The sequence below is a fragment of the Paenibacillus sp. J31R30 genome (genome assembly GCF_059692115.1).
On sequence record NZ_JCAUAV010000014.1, the window covers coordinates 55,224 to 76,584 of the forward strand.

Sequence of the window (21,361 nt, forward strand, 5' to 3'; positions counted from 1 at the left end):
TTGTTTTGTTCTCTTATCTTGATATTACCTTGTGAATCAGGAGGAATAAACACAACTTTAGAACTGTTGTCGAGTGGTAATTTTTACCTTACAATAAAAAGGAAACTAAAGGGAATTTGTTGAAAGTTAGGCAATTTATTATTGGCGGTGAATTTTATTCATGAGTTATCAATCACAAATGAGAACCAACCATTCATCAGATCAACTCGACAAACAGACCAAATCTAACAACTCAGCTAAACAAACTGGAACAGCGGATCGCATGTCCCCTTTTTCCACTTCTCATATCGCACAACTACAGAGAACCATCGGAAATCGCGCCGTCGCTCAATTATTTAGATCTCAAACACAATCACAAGCCGAAAAGCCGATTCAGAAAAAAGAAAACAAAACAGGCATGCCCGATAACCTCAAATCAGGTGTTGAAAGCCTCTCCGGTATGTCCTTGGATTCCGTTAAGGTGCATTATAATTCGGACAAACCTGCTGGCTTGCAGGCTTTAGCTTATGCGCAGGGGAATGACATCCATGTCGGACCTGGGCAAGAGCAGCATTTGCCGCATGAAGCGTGGCACGTAGTCCAACAGCGTCAAGGCCGAGTAGCACCTACGCTGCAAGCTGGCGGAGTGGCCATTAATGATGATCACGGATTAGAATCCGAAGCCGATCATATGGGAGCGAAAGCATCTGATTTGGGCGGAGAACGTATGCAAATGCAGCGATCGGACAACGATAGTTTAGTAAGTGGAGACACATCAGCCTCTTCGGATACGATTCAAAGGGTGGCTGCCACCCTGTATGATGGATTGGATGCCAATGATCCAAGTACATATGATGTTGGTGGTGGGCATTCTTATGCCGATCACGGGGCGCATACCACGGAAGAGCAACAACGCGAGCGGTTGAAAAGCGGTACCGCACCCTCAGGTCGGGTGAGTAAAGTGCCAACAGGCAAAGCCGCATCGAAATTCGTTTCGGATGATAAGCATAAGGCAGCCTTCACCAGTGCTTACAGCACTTTGGTGACCAAAAATGCACCGAAGCAAAAGCTCGTCGGCATGGGTACCGTGATCAGTGTACCTGGTGCAGGCGTCGGCTATCTCCGCGACGGCACAGAGGTCACTTGCGATCAAGTTCAATTAGATATCCAGCCTGACAATGGCAAATTGAAGATCAATACGATGTTTCCAGTAAGCTAGGAGGATAAGGGAATGGGTTCATCTGAACGGAACAAATTGAGTCTGCTCTTAGATGAGCTGGCAGTTGCGCTAACTGATGGTCAGTCGCAGAGGATTGACAAACAAGCTTTGGCGGAGCACATTGCGGAGAACGAGCTTGATGAAGCAGGTGCTGCTCCTTCTTGGCTGATTGATCTCCTCACCGCGGTGAACGATAGAAAGGTCACAGGTCATTGGGTCGATTTCAAGCGGGATTCCGGCGATGATACGCATGTTTTCGATTTCATCCGTCACTTGCATGACGTGCTCCCGATCCAATACGTGAACAATGAAGAGAGCTGGCTGCTAACCTTTCCGCAGCTCCAGTTGGAAGCTTGTATTTCATTGGAGGGTTCATGCTACAAGGTGAGCGGCATTGGTGATACGTGGGAATTAGAGGATGCGTTGAATGAGTAAAAAGAGGAAAAGGCAGTCCCTGAAGTAGATTTCTACTTGGGGGATTGCCTTTTTTGGTTTGTGTGGCTGCTGTAGTGATGTTTTTCATCACTACAGAGAACGCTTTTCGCTTTTCCGCCACTGTAGTGATGTTTTTCACCGTTACAGCTTACGTTTCAGACGATTCCGCCCTCAGTTCCCTCTGTAAGCGTGTTTTTCATCACTACAGCTATCACTTTGCGCTTTTCCACAGCTGTAGTGATGTTTTTCACCGTTACAGCCTCCCCCTCCTAATCCTTATACGGATCAAACTCATCCGCCCCAGCCATACAAACACCGATCGGCTTCAACACATGCAGAACCTCAATCGTCTCCGCATGCGCATTCAGCACATCTTCCAGCTTCCGATAGACAAAAGGACTTTCGTCCGTTCCTGCTCCGCGAAGCTCAACGCCGTAATCCTTGACCGCATCTATCATGCGATCTGGTGAGATTTGCCCGCCGCTTCGGGTGCGGGTTCTCCAGTTCATTTTGCCTGCTGCCTGCGTCCGACTCATAACCCTGCCGGCGCCATGCACGGTGCTGTAGAAAGCGTCTCGATTCTCGTCGGTATCTTTCCCTCTCACAATCACGGAAATATCGCACATGCTGCCCCCGATAAAGCCTAGTTGTCCTGGCGCAGAAGGCGTAGCCCCTTTACGGACTACTATTGTCTCATGACCATCATGCTCTTCTTTCCAAGCAAAATTATGGTGATTATGCACCGCAAAGTCCGCTTCTGCTCCTAAAATCGTCAACACTTGCTCCATCACATAATCTCGCCCTGCATAAGCATACCGCCCTGCCAGCTTCATGGCTCTGTAGTACATGTCTCCCAGTTCGCTCGACAAATCCAAAAGAATCGGCGGTTGATCCATCTTTTCACCTGGCGCGTTGCCCAGAAAGTCACGGCCAGCCGTCAGATTAATAAAACCGCTCGCCGTCTTATGGCCGAACCCGCGGCTGCCAAAATGATTCGCCACCCACACCCGGCCCGTGCTCACTTCCTCAAACACATCCACAAAATGATTCCCGCTGCCCACTGTCCCAAGCTGATCACGTGCTAATGCCTTCAACTTGTCATGTTCTTGTTTACCGATTGATTTATACACATCCCAATCCGGGTCATCGAACAGATCATGATCAACCTTCTCATTGTTAACACGCCCAATACCGAAGGAAATTTTGCGTGCAATTTGATCCATCAGTCCTGCCATGCGCTGCTTAATATCAGCAGCCATTAGATTGGTTCTTACCGCTTTATTTCCGCAAGCAATATCATAACCTACGCCTGATGGCGATAATTGACCGTCGTATACGACAACCCCGCCTATCGGCTGGCTGTACCCTTTATGATGATCAGCCATGAGGAGCGTCTGAACGACTCTTCCTGTTTCTGAACATGTTTTCGCTTGTGACAAGGCGCATTCATCGGGTTGCCCCCAGACTCGGACGCCGTTTATATTTTGATAGGCCATGTAGCTCAGCTCCTGTTAGTAATTTCAGTTACAACTACTTAACTTCCATCAGTTTTTGAATACGTTCCTTTATTGAATCCGTTGGTTCAATACTAGATAAATGTGTCAACGCCTGAATTACATTATCTCCCCATAAAGCCATATCCCACGCTTCCAGAACTTGGAGAGCTATATTTCTATTGCTGTACACTGGACTGTTAAGACCTGCCATAATCAGTTCTCTCCCGATTCCTTCATAACGGTCTAAACTCTTCACAATAGTACCAAGGATCTGGTGCGCGGTGTATTCTTGACCGAACCCCATTTCATCCTTAGGCCCGGTGGCGATTTGTTGCAAAGGTAAGTTCGCTTCAGCAAACTGAACAATTTGTATGATTCTATCTAGATCTTGTGATTTCATAAGCTCTAAATAACTCGAAAGTTCCATCGGATTAGCTGGAAGCTGTGAGTATAGCAGATCCCATATGTCCACGCCAAGCTGTGTAGCGCAAAGTGCAGCATAATATCTTTCTGAAGAATCACTTGAAATTACTTTTTCCAAGATCATATTAGACCATTTATTATGAGAGATAATGATTTGACAGTCTTCTGTGTATTGTTCACGCATTTGATTCGTCCACCCATTTGACCAGCGTTGCTCCCACTCTTTCTCAGATTGCATCAAGAATTCATGGATTTCCGAAACGACGGATAATTGTTTTAATGTTTGACACATCGTACTTGCTAACCTTAAGTAATTGAATATTACCTGTGGAGAATACTCGTAATCATTAATATCTTCTGCTGGACCTCCATGTAATAGTGCTTGAATAATATCTGTTGCACCTTCAAACAATTCGCTATCTACGGAATCTAATTGGAGTGCTTCGTGTAGTTCTCCATTTCGAGCACAAGTACAGGCTAGATACTCATTCATAACGCTATTCTGAGAGCCTTTTCGCAATAACCAATCTTTAATCTCTTGTGTACTCGGCTCTAATCTCTCGACAAGCTGGATCTTTCCCCAGCCGTTGACACGCTTTGCTAACTCAAAGAGTACTTGGTTACTGCTCTCATCCATCCCGTTTTTGATAGCAACCGCTGCAAATAATGTAAATTCATCATGTCTTCCCAGAGTAAAAAGTAAATCCTTTACTTGTACATTTTCAAAAAGACCCAATAATGCAATGCCAAATTTGATTACATTTCGATGAGCTGCATGTTCTGCCAACCATTTTCCTTCAAGGAATAATTGATTTGGCTGCACACCAGGATGTTTACGTAACTCGTCCAAAACGGAGTCAATCACTCCACTAATTTCTTGCTTGATAAGTTTTTCGTAAATGGCTTTCCGTTTAGATTCACTTGGTTTTCTAGTTTGCTTGGCTAACAATTGAATTAATTCGCGCAGCTCATCAGTAATATTGCTAGAACTTGAAGCATGATGTCCAAATGCACCATCCATACCACCAGCTACCCAGCGAATTTTACTTCCTTGCCAGAATTCTTCATCATCCGGTAAGGAGCTATTCACTACCTGCCCTCGCTCCTCCACTTGCGCTTGAATATATGAATAAATAGAAATTTTATCAGCCCATGGAGCCTTTTTCGCTCTAGCTTTATTAAAAAAAATTAACATAATTTCATCACCCTATCCCCATACTTCCCTCAATGCCGAGCGAAACAAATCGTCTAGCTGCCGATCCTGACCACCCTCACCCACCTGCATGGTGGATGCCGTTCGATCATAATAGGCTATTCTCGCCTCTAAAAACTCATTAATCGGATTGATTCTTGGCTCATAATCCATCTCGTCTCCTGCTATTTTACGAGCAAGTAGCTCTTGAATAGCCGTCTTCAGCGTACTGCCCTCTGGTACTAAACGGTCGACAAGATCTTGAAACGCGATGGGCGGCATCGTGTTATTCTGCTCAATCCATTCACAGGCCAAGATCGGGCGCAGGACATAGAAATACTTTTTGATTTTGACATGATTCCCCTGCAAGTATTCCCGATAATTCCCTTTCGCCATATGCAGGTAGTGATGCATACAAGATTTTGGTGAAAAGGTGAGCGGCGAAATGCGACGGATCTGATCGGCTATCGTGAAATTCTCCATATACGGTATAGGAGACTGTAACCACTCTAGTAACGGCGGATTCGACTTGCGAAACAAATTCAAGGCCTTCTTCAAGTCCCAGCCATTAATATCCAGCAAATCGCTGATCGGTCGCTCGATGACATCGCGTTTCTCAAAAATCGATAGATACCAATCCACAGGCCTGATATATATAAATCTTACGTCATAATCGCTGTCTTTGGACGGGAAGCCCCATGCTCGACTGCCCGATTCACAGGCATACAAGATGCGGACGCCTTCTTCCTTCTCGATCCGTTTCAATTCTTCTAGGATTTGTTGTTTTACATCGAACATGCGGTTCTTCCTCCTTCGGTACATGTATAAGTTCAACCCTCTAACTCTATCGCAGCTGCTCGCTCCACCAGTGTTGAATAGCCTTGCACAGACTGCGCAGCGCTATATGGACGATGACAGGCGCCTCGATGATTGTTATCTCCAACACGTTATCGTGTCGGCCTTATGTACCTATCTTCGCTCATTTTCTTCCAATCGAACATGGTAAAAGTATTACGACAATAGAGAAAGTTTCCCATTTCGCCCAAATCCATCCCCTGTTACAATGAAGTTAAGATGTAGAGTGAACGGAGGATTGCGGTGGCTAAGGAAAGCTTTGATAAAGAGATCCAGTTTCTACGCATGCTTGTGCTAACGAGTGGTGCCTACAACAGACAGCAATTCTCGGAGAGACTGGGCATTTCTATCCATACTTTTGACAAGACGATACGACGGTTAAAAGAAATCGTAAGCTCCACATACCAGCACTTACCTCAGGAGGAGCGCAAGGAGTTCGCCGAAACGATTCGCTTCAGCTACTACGAGTCCACCGATCCGATGCTGTTATTCTTATTTCGAGCCAAATCCCTGAAGGAATCGGAATCTCAGCGAATATCGCTGCTTTTAACTGCTATGAACGAACAAGCTTTGACAGCCATGGAGCTGTTAGACATCATCTGTTCCAGTCAGTCTGCCGAGCTTTCCCAGCCCGATGAAAAAACAATTCGTTCTGATCTCAAATATTTGGAAGAAGTTGGCGTTATTACAAGGCAGGCGGGTGCTCGTCCCTATCGCTATCGCATTCAAAATGATTTAGTCCACGGACTTTCGGACGAAGAGCTTTATGATCTTTATGATTTCGTAGATGTCATGGCGAACACGCAAGTACCTTCTGTTCAAGGCTATTTGCTGCGCGATGGCTTGAAGAAGCATCTTACTCGCCAACAGGCTGAGAAGCAGGCCATTGAACCTTTTTTATATAAATATCACTATTATTCTCGCATCTTAGATGAAGCGCATTTGTTCACGATTCTTAGTGCCATCCGTAGCCGTCATAAGGTTCGATTCTTATATTTTTCACCCAAGTCCGAAAAAAGCTACGCCTCCAAGAACACCAATCCGCTATTCGAGCGGGATACGAACGGTAAGATGGAGAAAACGCTCCCCCTGAAGGTGGTCTACGATCACCAGTACGGGCGATGGTATCTACTTTCCAATGGCAGAGAGGGGATTCGGAAATATCGATTGGAAGGCATTACGCAGATCGAAGAAGATGAATCCGTGGCCGAGGATGTGTTTGCACACAGGACGTATGAGCTTCAGGAGAAAATTCGGTATAGCTGGCTGATTGACACGGGGCAGCCTGTGACGGTTCGTGCCCGATTTTTCAAGCCAGAAGGATCAGCGCCTGACTTTGTTAGGGAGCGCGTATTGCTGCAAGGTCAATGGGGACAAATCGTGCAGGAGGAGGAGCATTCTTTTATCTATGAGATCACGGTTAACGGGACGACTGAAATTAAGCCGTGGCTGCGCAGCTTCGGGTCTAGCTGTGAAGTACTTGCGCCTATACAACTCCGCAGGGAAATGATCGCTGAATGGAAGGAGATTCAGGCCTATTATGAATCTGTTTGAGAAGATTTTTAACTACCAGATTATTTCCCGTCTTGAAGACTCGGGTACGTTCATGGTCACCTCGCACGAAAGAGCCTGGCTGAAAACGATGCTCGGGCATCCTGCGGCAGATGAGGCTTTTACACCTGATACGCTCAGCAAGCTGCGCGCTATCCTTGGGCAAGATCGGGTCATGGATACTTCTGACCATCTTATTGAGAAGGCCCGCAGCAGGGAGAAACAAGTCTATCACCCGCTCCTGCGTGCTTTACGAAGGCTTATCAGCGAGAAGAGCGGAATCCGTATGACATATGAGATCAAAGGCGGGCGCTTACATGCGGACCAGTCAGGGCTGCCCTATAAATTAGAATATTCCATGGTCAAAAGAGAATGGTATTTGCTCTGGTTCCACCTTCGGCAACACACGTTCATGCGTACCAAGCTGGATAAGATTGCTTCCGTCACGGAAGAGACATTGCAAACCATGGATGCAGAAAGCATCCTTGTGAAAATTAAGCTGGCCCTCGACGCTCGGAGAGGCGAAGCCGTCCTTGAAGTCGTTCGTGATTACAATAGAGAGCTGTCGCGTATTCTATACGCCCTGTCCAGCTTTGAAAAAGACGTTGAATTCGATTCGGAGCATGATCTATACCGCGTGCGAGTATGCTTGTTTGGCGACGAAACAGAGTATCTCCTCTCCAAAATCCGTTTTCTAGGGAAACGTGTTCGTGTCGTTGAGGGAGATTTTTTGAAAAGGCGTATGTTGGAGTCGTCGACGAAGGCTTTGGCGCGGTATGGGGTGAGTTCGGTTGGTGAGGAAGAGGAGGGAGCTATATAAAACATACAGATGAATCGGATAACGAAAAAAACAAAATCAGAAGAACGAAGTCGCATATTTGGATCGCCATTGCAGGAGCAGTGTTTATTCTTGCAGGAGGGCTATTCTTAGTGTGGCTCTCAATAGAGCATTTTTTTAAACAAATTTGTGAGATTACTCATTGTTAGTGAAAGTATTATAATCAGATTGCGAGATTTCTAGAAAGAAGCTGGGGAGCTAGTTCTCCTTCAGCTTCCAATCATCTGGACGCTTAAAATAACAATCATACTCTCGTAATGCTTCCGCACTCATCTCTTCCTTCCAATTACTTAGATGCATGACATAGTCCTCTCCTGCCCCCATTCGCCAAAACATGCTGTAAGGATGTTCTTCAGGATAAGCAATCCACTGCGGCAATATGAAAAGCGGTGAGTAACCTTCTAATCCACCTCTAATTTGCATGAGAAGTTTCCCAAGCATATTTTGACCTGTACCATCTCCATTATCTCCCCAGTATGCGTCGTTCTTTGTATGCTCAACCAATACACAACTCCCCGTTGACAGAAGGATGTCATGGACTGTTTCATGCTGCTGGATTTTGGCCAATACAGCCTCATACATGATATCGAGTTTGATTTCTTCCCAATCACTTCTTAATGGTCTCGAACGCTCTCGCCCCATTCTTGCAGCTTCTATCGGTGTTGATGCTAATCTTATGTGCTCTTCATGTTCTGTTCCTTCAAACTTTTTTGCTTGAAAATAATGCTCTGATGTCGGCCAAATCTTACCCTGTATTTCAATAGGGTACTTAGCAAAATTCGAAAAACATCCATACGGCTTATCCGTTTCATAGAAATTGATGACTTTCTGTTCTGATTTCATTTGAATCAGCCTTTCTATATATTCTTTTAGCTCTTCTTCCCATTTCTTTTTTAACTCATCAGAGATAGGTTCCATTTCGATTCCTCCTTTATGTTCTTAAAATCGCTGTTTACTGTGCTCTCCATAATAAATACCGAGCAGGTACGACATCGGCTAGCCAAACCCCATGATTGGCAACATAAAACTTCACACCATTGTCGATAGCGGCTTCGCCATCTACTTCAAGAATGACAAACCCTTTGAACGAATTTGTAAGCTGAAGCAAATCCCTCATAAAGGCCAACCCATCCGCATTGGTCCGTGAACCATAGATGATGCGGCGCTTTAAGCGGTTCTAATACAGTAATTACTTGAAAACTTCATACGCCACCTATTTCCTGAACATTACTTCATCTAGAATCGTACTACATTTGGAAGTAGCATGGTTATTACAGATTTATTAAAGTGATTTTATCCTCGTTAGAATTTATTGCGTAATAAGTCACTATTCGGTTGGAAAATAGAAATTCTTTGTATATCCATGTGTTAACAATTGGCTTCTTCTGGGTAGGCTACGAATGCAAAAGCTTCCAAAGCCACAGAACATGTGGTTTTGGAAGCTTCCTCGAAAATAAGTGCTTCTTTATTATCAAAATCTTTAATCTGACTCATCAATAGGCGAAATCATCATCGAAGGGGAACTCCAATGCCCTATTTTGCCAAAAAACGCGATAAATAACGAAAATCAGCCAATTAGCGCATCTACGTTCCCCTCGGATTCAATTTCAGCCGATTCCAGCCAAATAAGGCATCTAGGTTCCCCTAAAGTAGAAGAATCTACTTATGGGACAGCCTCATATACTTTCTAATGTGGTAAAAAAAACTACATGGTATTAGACTGCTCAACAGCAGTCAGGTATCATGTAGGTTTCCATGGGGACAAAGCTAATCTCATCCCTTATACTGTTGGCGGCTGCACCACCAGCAACTTCCCAATCTGGATCACCGTTTGATCGTACCAATCCGGATGTTCCCGAACATGCTCCCTACTTCGCTCATTGCCGGATGCCTCAAACACCGCCGCTTTGTCTGTCTTCTCGTTATCGATTTCGAAACGAACCGTATGTTTCCCATTAGGAAGCTTCGGCAGAAATACATACTGATTCCGATTATGATCGTTGTACGGTGTGAATCGGTCGACAAGGAAGGGCTCTCCGCCATCCACTGTCACCTTCAACCTGCCGGAATCAGGCCCCCCTATATCGAACAGTCCGATGTGCGTGCCTTCGAATTGCACCGTGAAAGCCTCTCCAGGATCAACCGCTCGCCATAGACCGGAGAACAACCAATCATACTTGCGGGCCAACTCAAAATTATCGGGAGTCACGTAAGACCATCCTGCCGATAAATGGGCATGGCCATCCAGCGGCAGCATTGTTGCGTACTCCCAAGGATTGGATGGGACCAGAGGGTCCTGAGGCAGGTTATGTCCAACACTTCCCGAACTTACTTGAAGTTCACGTATCTGCTCAATTGACCGGGTAATCGTGTCCGTGTAAATCTGGTGTCCTTCTGGAATGATCGGATGGATCGCATCATGCGTAAAAACAACAGCCCCGGGAATGGACTCCCCTGCTCTTGAAGTGAAAACGAGCTTGCCCTCCGTCACCAAATGACTAACCGCTACGCCTAGATGAATCGAAGGAATACCGTAATAGTCGGCCACTTCCTCTTGCATAAGAGCCCCCTTCTGGTATTCCCCAGACTGAAATCCTACCACATCTCGCTCCTTCAGCGTATAAACGAACAGGATATCGGTAAACCTGCTCCGCTTGCGGATTTGACGGACAATTCCTTCAATCCGCGCCTTCGACTCGGGTACTCCGCCATCGTTACCGACAAATTCAACAAGCACGAGATCAGGCTGATGACGTAGTACACCCGTCTCCAAACGGGCGCAGCCCAAATCCGATCCCGTACCGTCAATGCCAGCATTCACACAGCGGATATCCGCCTTAGGATATTGCCTCCGAAGCCATTCCGCCGTCATGACCCTGTATCCTTCAGAGCGGGTATTGCTGCCGCCAAAATAGACGATCGTTACTGTTTCACCATTTTCCAACTTCTGAATGACATTAGGTAACCCTTTTCGAGAGAATAATTCCTGCATCGCGACTTCACCCGACCTCACTTATCGTTTTAGGAGCAAACAATTTTACTGCAAACACTTCATGATAAAGCGAACCGTAAGTTGCGGAAAAATCAATCCGAATTCGGGTTACACATTTCGCATCCACGATATGCTTATTCAACGTGAGATAATTTCCACGGATACTGATTTCCCTCTCGGTTCCGTCTTCAGAGGTCAAAGTCACATCATAGTCTTGGATAAGGGACTCAATCGGATCGTCAAAATGCTCCAAGTCCAGCTGTGAATTGAAAACAAGATGGATTTCATCCAGATTTTTAGGACTTGCAAAACAGAGTTCCAACCATTCCTGTCCTTCCGTACGTTCGGAAATCCAGCCATTCGGCAAACCATAAGGTCTCGAGTAGCCATTGACGACATTCTCGGGGCTATACATATTCTGTGATGGCAGCAAGTCCTTAAAGCAAATGCTCTTATTGAATTTCTTCAGTCTGGACGGTTCCTTCGGCCTATAATGGAAGCTGACCGCTCCTGTTATTTTCTCTTCATTCGTGTATACGGCAAGGCTTTCCGCACCCTCCAGTACGATGTAGATTTTATCGTCCGCCGGCTTCATGCAGTCCAAGTCCAGCGTAATCCAGTCGTCATGACCAGCTGCAATTGCCATGCGGTAGTCTTTCAACTGGCTGTTAGGGATGTAGTTTTCCTTCCGATCCCCACCAAACATCTGCACATGCAGCGTTTCCGAATGCTCGGAACTATTTTTAACTTTAATCCGCACGCTCTCCGCCACGGAAGTCTCAATCGGCAAGACCAAACATAGCCCTTGCTCCAAGGGAATCGCTTCGGTTGGATGGAGATTGTCATAGCTGCGCTGAGACGAGGCACGAATATCTAATCCATCAGCGAAGTAAGGATCCAATTCCTCTTTAATTCCTACAATCGTTTGTCCGTCTCGAAGCAGCAGTGCCTGCAGCTCCCCCATATGAGCATCGACGATATCTGCGGGGTCTATCTCATATTTCAGGCATAACGAAGCAGCCGTTCCAACTGCCTGCCCCATACAACCGCAGGTTGCCATTACCCTTGTTGAACCAAAAGCAACATGGGTAGCGCTAATATTGCGACCAGCGAACATGAGATTAGGTATATTTTGCGAAAATAAACTGCGGAACGGAATATTGTACAAGCCAGGCACGAAATTCCAGGCTGTAGCTGGTCCCTCGTCGTAGATCCCCTTAGCAGCATGCAAATCCATGTACCATCCCCCGACGGATACAGCATCGTCGAAATGCGGCTTTGCTGTCAGATCATTCTGTGACAACATATGACTCCCTATAAAACGCCTCGATTCCCGTTTTCCCGGAATCGGGCATACATAATCCAAGATGAGATTGTCCACATCATCAAACTCTCCGCTATTTTTGATATAATCCCAAATCCCGTAAACCAATTTCCGCAGCTCTAATGCGATGTCTTCATTGTTTGTGATCACATCCATGTGCCCGCCGTATTCCAGCCACCACAATCCACCGAGACCGTTGATTTTTCTCGGAAAAGACCGATGGTTCAAACCTTTTCTGATACTATCGAAAAAAGGCAACTTCGTAATATCATACGCAAAGCCAGGCCTCTTGTACGGAACGTGATACTCTACATCACGGGCTTGGAAGAGGATCGTGTCTCCCATGGTGTAGTGGTCTGCCACTTCAGGGGCCAAGTTTTCCCCGTATTCATGCTTCGCTTCTCTCCCCCATCGGAAGAGAGCACCTGCCTGATAGCCGACAACCCCGTCTCCGGAGCAATCGATGTAGGTCCGGCTTTCAAAACGGAATTTCCTTTCGGAAGCCAATTGTAAGCCTTCCACCCATTTGATTCTGCCGTCCTCCATGCCCGTTTCATGCACGCATGTATTCAGAAATAAAGAGATGTTAGGCTCATCATAGACCATATCCAATAAGACCGTATCCGAAAGCGAAAGCATAAGCTTTTTGTTATATAACGGATTATAGTGAAAGATCTTCAACTTGAGTTCTTCCACCAACCCGCCTTCACGTGCATAATAGGATGGGCTTTTGCCGAGATAGGCCGATCCATTGATATGAACCCTAACCTCACTGCTTGCATTCCCCCCAAGAACCGGCCGATCATTAATAAGTGACACTTGCAGCCCTTGACGAGCGGCAGCAATGGCGGCGCATAGCCCAGCAATACCTCCGCCTACGACGGTTACATCCGCTTTAATAAGCTCCATTTTGATAACCTCCATGATTAGATACATCTATCATGGTAAGCCTTTTGATCTCCGTTTTTTTACATGATTTCGCGAAAAACTCATACATTTTTTGCAACCCTATTTGGTTTCATACCTTGTCATTTTTATTCGATATTGTTTAGGTGTATCGCCCGTATACTCTTTAAATAGTTTGCAAAAATACCCTTCATTGACAATGCCTACTTCCTCGCACAATTCCAATAACGAATAATCCTGAACATTTAACAGTTCGAGAGCCAATTGTATTTTTTTACGATTGATGTAGCTGATCACACCTTCGTTCATTGTTTTCTTAAATAGGCTGCTAAAATACGATGGCGCTAAGTTCACATCCTCAGCAATGGCCTCCAATGTTAAGCGCTGTTTCAAATTTTTCTCGATAAACCGCATGGCTCTCATGATTTCTGCCCGATGTAACAGTTGGCCAGCGTGTACATATTCGAATGTGAAGTCGGAAATATAAGCAAGTTGCTCCCGAAATGCCATAAATTCGATAGGAAATTCGGCTATTTCCGTGGTCGCTGTGTTTCCCGATTTAAATTTCATAACAATATCTCTGTACAAGTCGCGTAGCATTGGAGCCATGATGGACTTATGAATTTTATGTTCGGTAATAAACTGGTTTAAATCCGCAAATTGTTTCCCCAGCTCTTCCTTGGCAACCTGCCTTTGCACCCAACCAAGAAAATCAGCCAGTTTCTGCTGAACGTCCTCTCTCCTATCATTCTGGTACTGGAACCGATGCGCTGGTGTTTTGACTACTTTCTCTGCATGATAATAGAAATCCTCACTTATATTGTGAGCTTCCGTGTAAGCTTGTTTGATGGATTCCCAGCCTCGATGCGGACCGCCAAAAGCTACAGATACCCTTTGATTCAAAAACTGCTGCAAATGGGAGACGATCTGACTCCCTAATGCCTGGCAAGCATATTCCGTATCCATGCTACTCCGATTATTTTCCCAGGAAAGAAAGCCAATAAACCGATTATCGGATAAATCCGTAGCTACACCATTGCCACAATTCATGACCGTTTCTTCGATGACATTCGTAATCGCATATTTCAAGATGTTCTGGTCAACAGCTGAATATTCATTGCGGAAACTTTCATATTGATTCATTTCAACAATAAAACAACAATAGTTGGCTTGGAAAAAATGGAACTGCATGCGATTCGCGAAATTGGATGCCCGATGAGAAGGTATTTCACCTCTGATCAGCTCGTTAAAAAATTGCTTACGAACCCTATATTTATTTTCAAGAACGGATACGTTTAACGTTTGGAATTCCTCTTCTTTTTTCTTAGCCTCATCCAAAATGCCAGCGGCCTTATCCAATGCGCGATCCAAATCCGCTTCATTTAATGGAACCTTAACGATGTACTCCAATACCTTGGCATGAATCGCTCGTTGTGCATATTCAAATGACGAATAGGCGGTCAATAGAATGAATTGGGTGTGAGGCAGCTCCGGCTTCAACTGCTCAATCATCGCTATGCCATCCATTCGCGGCATAACGATATCGGAAATAACGATATCTGGCTTTAGCTTTAAAATCTCCTCGATCCCCTTCTGCCCATTAGTCGCTTTTCCCACTAACTGAAATCGCTTTTCCTTATGGGAGAGCTCGCTAAAATATAGTTCCAATCGTTGAATAATTAGATCTTCATCGTCAACAATGAAGCAGGTGTAGTCTCTCACTTTTCATGCATCTCCTTTAAACAGACCTACCGGGAATATGGCGCGGACACGTGTTATTTCCTGCGGTACGCTTATGATTTGGAGCCCGTACTGTTCCCCATAGTGAAGTCTTATTCGGCCATGAATATTATTTAAGCCGATTCTTTTCCTCTTTACTTCCATATCACTCGGTTCTGCCGTTAAAATATGCGTTATTTGATCCGCTGGAATTCCCTCGCCTTGATCAATGACTTCGATCATGACGTTGCCGCCCTCCCTGTAGGCATGAATGGTAATCGAACCTTCGATTCCCCCTCCGTTATAGCCATGGAAGATACTATTCTCCACAATGGGCTGTAGCAGCATTCGAAAAACCGGAAAGTCCATTAACCCATCTTCAATATGCTCAATCAAGTCGAAGTGCCTGTTATATCGGATGTTCTGGATCGCGATATAGTCCGCTACGTTTTGCAACTCCTGACGTAGTGAAACCTTCTCCGAGGCGTCAGCGATCCCGTATTCCAAAGATGCAATGAGAGACGCGATCACCACATCGACTTTCTCTATTTGCCCCAGGCGGATGACATTGCTAATAGATCCAAGTGTGTTATACAGAAAATGAGGATTGATTTGTGATTGCAGCACTTGGATTTCCAGCTTCCGCTCAAGTTCATTATGGAGCTCCCCTCGCCGGATCAGTTCCACAATTTGCTGCAGCATACGGTCGAATGCGCGGGAAAGGTCGCCGAATTCATCGTTTCGCTCAATGGTAACTGTCGTTGTCAGATCGCCTTGCTCTACCCGCTTCATTTTTGTTTTGAGCGCATAGAGTGGATTCCTTATATATTTGGCAATAAAAAAGGAAATGCACAAGCTTAAGAGAAGCCCTGCCACTAGAAGCCCGATATAATAGTTTTCCAATCTGGACAACGCAGCTTCCAGGCGAGATTCATCGTTCATCGAGATGAGGAACCAATTGAATTTCTCCGTCGGTTTCTTCAGAATGGAGACGGGTAAGCCATCTTTGGTATGGAGTTGAAGACTTGTTCCTGTCGTATCCAGAATTTGTTCTGCTGACATTTCACCGATTGAAAACGTATGATCCTGAATACTGAGGGGTCCTCTATTTTCCGAAAATCCAGCAATGATTTTACCCGATGTGGTAATCAAAGCCAGATTCATTTGTTCTTTTTTATTAATCTTGAACAAGGTTTCTTCAATAGCATTCAGATCCAAATCTACGGCAATAGCCATAGGAGTCGGAGTGCCGTTCAGATATCGAACCATCGTAACTGTCCAGCCGGAATACTTCGATTTATACGGATCACTGACAAAAGTAGTTCGTTTGTTCTTGTCTGCCGCATCAAATAAAGGTTTTCTGTCGGATAAAGCTTCATCGAAAATTCGTGTAGTCGTACTTCCGCCTAGAATGGATAAATCACTTTTGATCAAGTAAATGTTACTGACGTAATTACTGTTGAGCTCATATAACTCTCTTAGTTGCTTTTTAATTACTTCTGTATTGTCAATATTTGCTTTCACCGATGTTTCGACCGAGAACAAGATCGTCTGGAACGAGGAAAAATTGACCGTCAAATACTGGTCAACTTTGTCCAAGATTTGGTTTGTGTAATAAATGTCGTTGGTTCTGATTTCCTTTTGGACATAGCGATACGACATTTGGCTTATCAAGATAATGCAGCTTAATACAAACGCAAACACAATCAAAAATAGTTTTAAAGGCAAACTGATTCTTCTTCGCATCGGTCATCTTCCTTTTGAATCCGTATTCAACTAAGCATAGCATAGGACAACAAAGAGAGGGGCGAATTATCGCCACTCTCTTCGTTTATTTACTTGATTAGGCCAGCTTCTTTAAACTGTTTAACGGCTGTATCCTTATATTTTTGCATGTCGAACTTCGTATCCAATGTTTTGAGGAAAGTGTCCCAGTTGGTTAGAGGATCTTTGCCGGACATAAATTTAACTAAGCTTTCGTTAATGAATCGTGTACGGTCCGCTGCCAAGGAATCGCTCGGGTCTGCCGTCAACAAATTTCCTGGCAAAGTAAGACCTACATATTGCTGATTGTTCGTGAAAGCTTCTGCTGTCTTCGGATTCTGGAAGCTAAAGTACTCGGCATCATCGCCACGGCGCGGCATTCTATAATGATCGACCCATAAGTACTTTTCTTTCATTTCTTTGGATAATTCAGAGGTTTTATTTTTGATCTTGCCGTCTACGACATCCCAATGAATGCCTTTAATGCCGTATGCGAAATTCGGATAGGCTTCTTTATCCGTAAAGAGATATTCCAGCATAGACAAGATTCGAATGATTTTGTCCTTATCGGCTTTCTTGGAAATGGCCCATGAATTGCCTTGGAACGATTTTCTCTCCACGATTTGATCGCCGTATGGTCCTTTCATTGGAGGAATGACGATCCATTCGGGAACCTCTCCACCGATTTCTTTCATTTTCTGCTGGTAATCCGGTTCTAATCTGCGGGCATCTCTGATCATAAAGCCAACTTTACCTTTAAATAACTTTTGGTCCAACAAATCGGGCGTATTCATCGTCACCCAGTCTGGGTCCACAACTTTCGCTGTCATCATTTTATTGATGTAAGCGAGCGCCTCCTTCATTTTAGGATCAATAAATAGGTACACCGGTTTATTGTCTTTTACTTCAATGGCTGAAGGCGGATTAACGCCAAACATCCACATCAAGCTATCAAAGCCGTAGGTTTGCAGATTGCCTTCTTTATTCATACCGCCGATGAATCCGTACGTATCGTTTTTGCCATTTCCGTCTGGGTCTTTCTCCGTAAAGGCTTTCATCACTTCGAACAGCTCGTCAGGGGTGGTCGGCACTTTCATATTCAGCTTTTTCAACCAATCGTTACGGATGAAGAAGCTTCGACTGATACCGTTTACATTATCATAACCTGGAACTCCGATCGTTTTTCCTAGATAGGACGTTGCCTCCCAGGAGTCTTGACCAAAACGCTTCTTCAACTCAGGAAATTGATCCAAATATGGCGTCAGATCTGCAAGAACACCTTGATCATAATATTGCGCGAGGTCAGATCTACTCTTCAAGAAGAGCAAATCGGGAATATCCCCACCTGCAATGAGCGTATTCAGTTTCGTTGTCGCTTGCCCAGCTTGAGGAATCGTCATATCCAAGTCGATATTTACCGCCTTCTCCAACATTTGACGTTGAATATCTTCCTCACGTGGAGGTATCGGAGCTGCAGCATTGAAGGTACCTTGGTTGAACATCGAAATCTTCATTTTGGTCGCAAACTTGTTAGCCTCGGATTGCGGGCTGCTCGAAGCTGTCTGCTTAACGTCTTCTTGGTTCCCACATGCTGACAATAGCGTTCCAAGCCCTACAATAGCAGCCAGAACAGTAAATGTAATCTTTTTACGTTCCATATTGACCTCTCCTTTTGCTTGTTTCTATATTATCACGGCGTCCCCGTAACAACCTAGGTAGGAATTGCTTTTTAACCTTTAATCGAACCCACGAGTACACCCTTCGTAAAATGCTTTTGCATGAAGGGATACACAATCAAGATCGGAACCGTCGTCACGACGACAGCCGCCATTTGTACGGCGAACTTACTAACCGTTCCGGAATTGGCCATCGAGTCTGCGCTCTGTGTTGCTAGGCTCAGCAGAATGTTACGCAAGACTACTTGGAGCGGCATCAAGTTTGCATCATTTAAGTACACAATCGCATCGAAATAGCTGTTCCAGTGCCCCACGGCGTAAAATAAGGAAATCGTGGCAAGGACGGGCAAGGACAGGGGTAAAATGATCCGCCATAGCGCCTGAAGTTCGCTTGCGCCGTCGACTCTCGCCGATTCCTCGATTTCAGCAGGCAATTGCTCAAAAAATCCTTTAATGATCACCAAATTAAACGCACTAATGAGATGTGGAATAATGAGTACCCACGGACTGTTTAGCAAGCCCAGAGAGCGAATTAACAAATAAGTTGGAATTAATCCTCCACTGAACATCATGGTAAACACAATGAATAGCAGAAATGTACTGCGCCCGGGCAAATATTTCTTGGATAACGGATATGCAGCTATTATGGTAAAAAACACATTCAACGCAGTACCTACGATTGTTCGAAACAACGTGATTTTGTACGCCTGCCCTATGCCATGTGAAATGAATACTTCTTTGTAGGCTAAAAAGGTAAAGGATTCAGGTATAATCACAATCCCTCTTCTTACTACTTCCGATTCTGGTGTCACTGAAACCGCAACCACATATAAAAAGGGGAGTAAGCAAAGTAGGGCTAGTATACTAAGAATACAGTAAACAACGGCTTGCCAAATTTTTTCCCCGAGTGTCATGTTGATCATGTTAAAAACCACCTCACCAAATTTGCCCATCGAATTTTTTGGCAATCTTATTCGCAGCCAATACTAAAGCAAATCCGATGATAGCTTTAAATAACCCCACGGCAGTAGCCAAGCCGATCTTCAGACGCTCCAACCCTTCACGGTATACCCATGTGTCGATGATATCGATTTTCTCTTGGTTAAAGCTGTTGGCAAACATGAAGATTTGGTCAAAACCAGCGTCCAGAATATGGCTTAATTTAAGGATCAGCATCAGAATAATGACGCCTCGAATGCCGGGTAATGTAACATGCCATAGCTGTCTCAACTTAGAAGCGCCATCCATTCGAGCTGCTTCATATAAGCTTGGATCTATTCCTGCTAATGCGGCGAGATACAAAATCGCTCCCCAGCCAATATCCTTCCATATTTCAGATAAGATGATTAACATTCTGCCCCAAGCAGGTTCCGTTAGAAAGGAGATGGGCTGCATCCCATTTTGCTTAAATATCATGTTAAAAAGGCCATCTCCTGGCGCCAATAAAGCCACCATCAATCCATAAACAATGACCCATGACAGAAAATGGGGTAGATACGTGATCGTTTGTACGATTTTCTTAAACCATTGGGTATACACTTCATTGAGAAGCAAAGCAAGTACGATGGGAGCCGAGAAACCGAACAATAGCTTATACAGCGAGATGATAATCGTATTTCGCATTATGTCCCAAAAGTAAACGCCATTAATAAAATCCTTAAAATTTTTCAATCCGACCCATGGGCTATCCCATAGTCCCAAGGCTAGGTTGTAGTTTTTAAAAGCAATGATGATTCCCGCCATAGGAATATATTTGAATACGGCAAAGTAAACCAATGCCGGAAATAAGAGAGCATACATCACTTTATATCTGCGTATCGTTCTTATCCATGAATCCCGCTTTTTGGGGGTGGGAATGGCGTCCGTTGCCAATTTTGCTTGCATATCATCACCTCGTCTTTGTTTATATTTGTATAATAGCACCCACCAATCGGATAAATTTCTGTGATTTCTAGAATTTCTTACAAGATATTAAGTAGTCCCCTTGAATAATTCCAACACAATAGGCACAAAAAAAGGACAGAGTGAGCGCGACCGTTTTCAGGTGCTTTCACTTGTCCGTAAGTTAGTTTTGCATGATAAATCAAGTAATCTAATCCAACCCCGCCCTAACCCCAACCAACCTCACCGCTATCTCATCCAACCGCGCCCTAATCAATATCGCCTCCGCGTACTTAGCCGGAATCTGCTCATAACCATAATAAATGCCTGCCAACCCACCAGCAATGGCACCAATCGTGTCGGAGTCCCCGCCTAAATTAGCCGCCCACTGAACGACTTCGCTAAAGTCGGAAGCTTCCAGTAAAATGTGCATCACCCAACGAAACGTATGAACCACAAATCCGCTTGCTTCGCAATTAGGCGCTGATGTGAGCATACTTTCATAGTCCGTTCCGATCAGCTCCTGCTGGATAACATCTTTCATCTCTTCCCCCTGAAGCAGCCGAAAAGCAATGCGATTATAGAGGATGCAAGCTTCATTGCATCTCTCATCATAGTGGGTCATTTTCGATTGCATATGGGAAATTCGTTCGATCTCTTTCCAGTCGGAGTATGCCAACGCTACTGGCAAACAGCGCATTAAGGAACCATTGCCCGCACTTTGGCCCATCTCAATGTGAGTTACGTAAGCTGCCTCGAACCAATTCCCCTCCACATTTTCAAAAGTATGCCTGATGATAATACCGATATCTTTGGGCCTCGTCTGATACCAATTCATAAACTGAACACCTATGGCATCCATAGGATCTCTGGGGTTTTCCAAAATCCCCTCCGCCACACACAACGTCATCATCGTGTCGTCCGTCACTTCACCAGGCTCTAACCGCCAGGCACCTCCACCGATGATCTCCGTCAAATAACCGTATTTTGCTTGGATTTCCCTGACACTCATGAATTCGGTTGTTCCACCCAAAGCGTCTCCAATCGCGACACCGTAGATACCGCCTTTAATTTTGCCCAGCAAGTCGTTTTCGTTCATATTTCTACCTCC

The 21,361-nt window shown here is 44.8% G+C and carries 17 protein-coding genes; 4 read left to right on the plus strand and 13 right to left on the minus strand.

Annotated features, from left to right (window positions below; all coding sequences use genetic code 11):
* The first annotated feature begins 160 nt into the window (after positions 1 to 160).
* Both AC58QO_RS28800 and AC58QO_RS28805 read left to right on the plus strand, forming a co-directional pair.
* Positions 161 to 1,198, plus strand: coding sequence for an eCIS core domain-containing protein (locus AC58QO_RS28800; protein ID WP_497271667.1), 1,038 nt, complete (start codon positions 161 to 163; stop codon positions 1,196 to 1,198).
* A gap of 12 nt (positions 1,199 to 1,210) precedes the next feature.
* Positions 1,211 to 1,633, plus strand: a complete 423-nt coding sequence (locus AC58QO_RS28805) for a hypothetical protein (protein WP_497271669.1) — start codon at positions 1,211 to 1,213, stop codon at positions 1,631 to 1,633.
* 269 nt (positions 1,634 to 1,902) lie between these two features.
* Here AC58QO_RS28805 and AC58QO_RS28810 read toward each other — a convergent pair whose 3' ends face one another.
* Genes AC58QO_RS28810 through AC58QO_RS28820 form a run of 3 tightly spaced genes read right to left on the minus strand, consistent with a single transcriptional unit; the run spans position 1,903 to position 5,542 of the window.
* Positions 1,903 to 3,129 (minus strand): RtcB family protein, encoded by a 1,227-nt coding sequence (locus tag AC58QO_RS28810; RefSeq protein WP_497271671.1) that lies wholly within the window; start codon positions 3,127 to 3,129, stop codon positions 1,903 to 1,905.
* A 34-nt stretch (positions 3,130 to 3,163) separates the two neighbouring features.
* A complete protein-coding gene (locus tag AC58QO_RS28815) occupies positions 3,164 to 4,747 on the minus strand; it encodes a limonene hydroxylase (RefSeq protein WP_497271673.1) in 1,584 nt (527 codons plus the stop codon).
* A 12-nt stretch (positions 4,748 to 4,759) separates the two neighbouring features.
* Complete coding sequence (locus AC58QO_RS28820; RefSeq protein ID WP_497271675.1) at positions 4,760 to 5,542, minus strand: nucleotidyltransferase domain-containing protein; 783 nt, start codon at positions 5,540 to 5,542, stop codon at positions 4,760 to 4,762.
* 300 nt (positions 5,543 to 5,842) lie between these two features.
* On the opposite strand from AC58QO_RS28820, the gene AC58QO_RS28825 reads away from it, so the two are divergent.
* Positions 5,843 to 7,153: a helix-turn-helix transcriptional regulator gene (locus AC58QO_RS28825; RefSeq protein ID WP_497271677.1), complete on the plus strand. Its 1,311-nt coding sequence runs from the start codon at positions 5,843 to 5,845 to the stop codon at positions 7,151 to 7,153.
* The gene (locus AC58QO_RS28830; protein ID WP_497271679.1) at positions 7,140 to 7,970 is read left to right on the plus strand and encodes a WYL domain-containing protein; all 831 of its coding nucleotides are present in this window, start codon (positions 7,140 to 7,142) and stop codon (positions 7,968 to 7,970) included. The genes AC58QO_RS28825 and AC58QO_RS28830 overlap by 14 nt, the downstream gene beginning before the upstream one ends.
* A 216-nt stretch (positions 7,971 to 8,186) precedes the next feature.
* On the opposite strand, the gene ybiA is transcribed toward AC58QO_RS28830, so the two are convergent.
* From ybiA to AC58QO_RS28880, 10 genes are all read right to left on the minus strand, one after another.
* The gene (gene ybiA, locus AC58QO_RS28835) at positions 8,187 to 8,906 is read right to left on the minus strand and encodes a riboflavin biosynthesis intermediates N-glycosidase (protein WP_497271681.1); all 720 of its coding nucleotides are present in this window, start codon (positions 8,904 to 8,906) and stop codon (positions 8,187 to 8,189) included.
* Between the two features lie 34 nt (positions 8,907 to 8,940).
* Positions 8,941 to 9,105 carry a hypothetical protein gene (locus AC58QO_RS28840; protein WP_497271683.1) on the minus strand — a complete coding sequence of 55 codons (165 nt, stop codon included), beginning with the start codon at positions 9,103 to 9,105 and terminating at the stop codon, positions 8,941 to 8,943.
* A 663-nt stretch (positions 9,106 to 9,768) separates the two neighbouring features.
* Positions 9,769 to 10,980: an SGNH/GDSL hydrolase family protein gene (locus AC58QO_RS28845; RefSeq protein WP_497271685.1), complete on the minus strand. Its 1,212-nt coding sequence runs from the start codon at positions 10,978 to 10,980 to the stop codon at positions 9,769 to 9,771.
* Positions 10,981 to 10,987: 7 nt separating this feature from the next.
* Positions 10,988 to 13,213, minus strand: coding sequence for an FAD-dependent oxidoreductase (locus tag AC58QO_RS28850; RefSeq protein WP_497271687.1), 2,226 nt, complete (start codon positions 13,211 to 13,213; stop codon positions 10,988 to 10,990).
* A gap of 99 nt (positions 13,214 to 13,312) precedes the next feature.
* Positions 13,313 to 14,932, minus strand: a complete 1,620-nt coding sequence (locus AC58QO_RS28855; protein WP_497271688.1) for a response regulator transcription factor — start codon at positions 14,930 to 14,932, stop codon at positions 13,313 to 13,315.
* Between the two features lie 3 nt (positions 14,933 to 14,935).
* On the minus strand, positions 14,936 to 16,675 hold the full coding sequence (locus tag AC58QO_RS28860; protein ID WP_497271690.1) for a sensor histidine kinase: 1,740 nt from the start codon (positions 16,673 to 16,675) through the stop codon (positions 14,936 to 14,938).
* 89 nt (positions 16,676 to 16,764) lie between these two features.
* Positions 16,765 to 18,351 carry an extracellular solute-binding protein gene (locus tag AC58QO_RS28865; protein WP_497271691.1) on the minus strand — a complete coding sequence of 529 codons (1,587 nt, stop codon included), beginning with the start codon at positions 18,349 to 18,351 and terminating at the stop codon, positions 16,765 to 16,767.
* A 71-nt stretch (positions 18,352 to 18,422) separates the two neighbouring features.
* Entirely contained in the window at positions 18,423 to 19,292 is an 870-nt protein-coding gene (locus AC58QO_RS28870) for a carbohydrate ABC transporter permease (RefSeq protein WP_497271693.1), read from the minus strand.
* A gap of 13 nt (positions 19,293 to 19,305) precedes the next feature.
* On the minus strand, positions 19,306 to 20,253 hold the full coding sequence (locus tag AC58QO_RS28875; RefSeq protein WP_497271695.1) for an ABC transporter permease: 948 nt from the start codon (positions 20,251 to 20,253) through the stop codon (positions 19,306 to 19,308).
* 208 nt (positions 20,254 to 20,461) lie between these two features.
* On the minus strand, positions 20,462 to 21,349 hold the full coding sequence (locus tag AC58QO_RS28880; protein ID WP_497271696.1) for an ADP-ribosylglycohydrolase family protein: 888 nt from the start codon (positions 21,347 to 21,349) through the stop codon (positions 20,462 to 20,464).
* Positions 21,350 to 21,361: the final 12 nt, after the last annotated feature.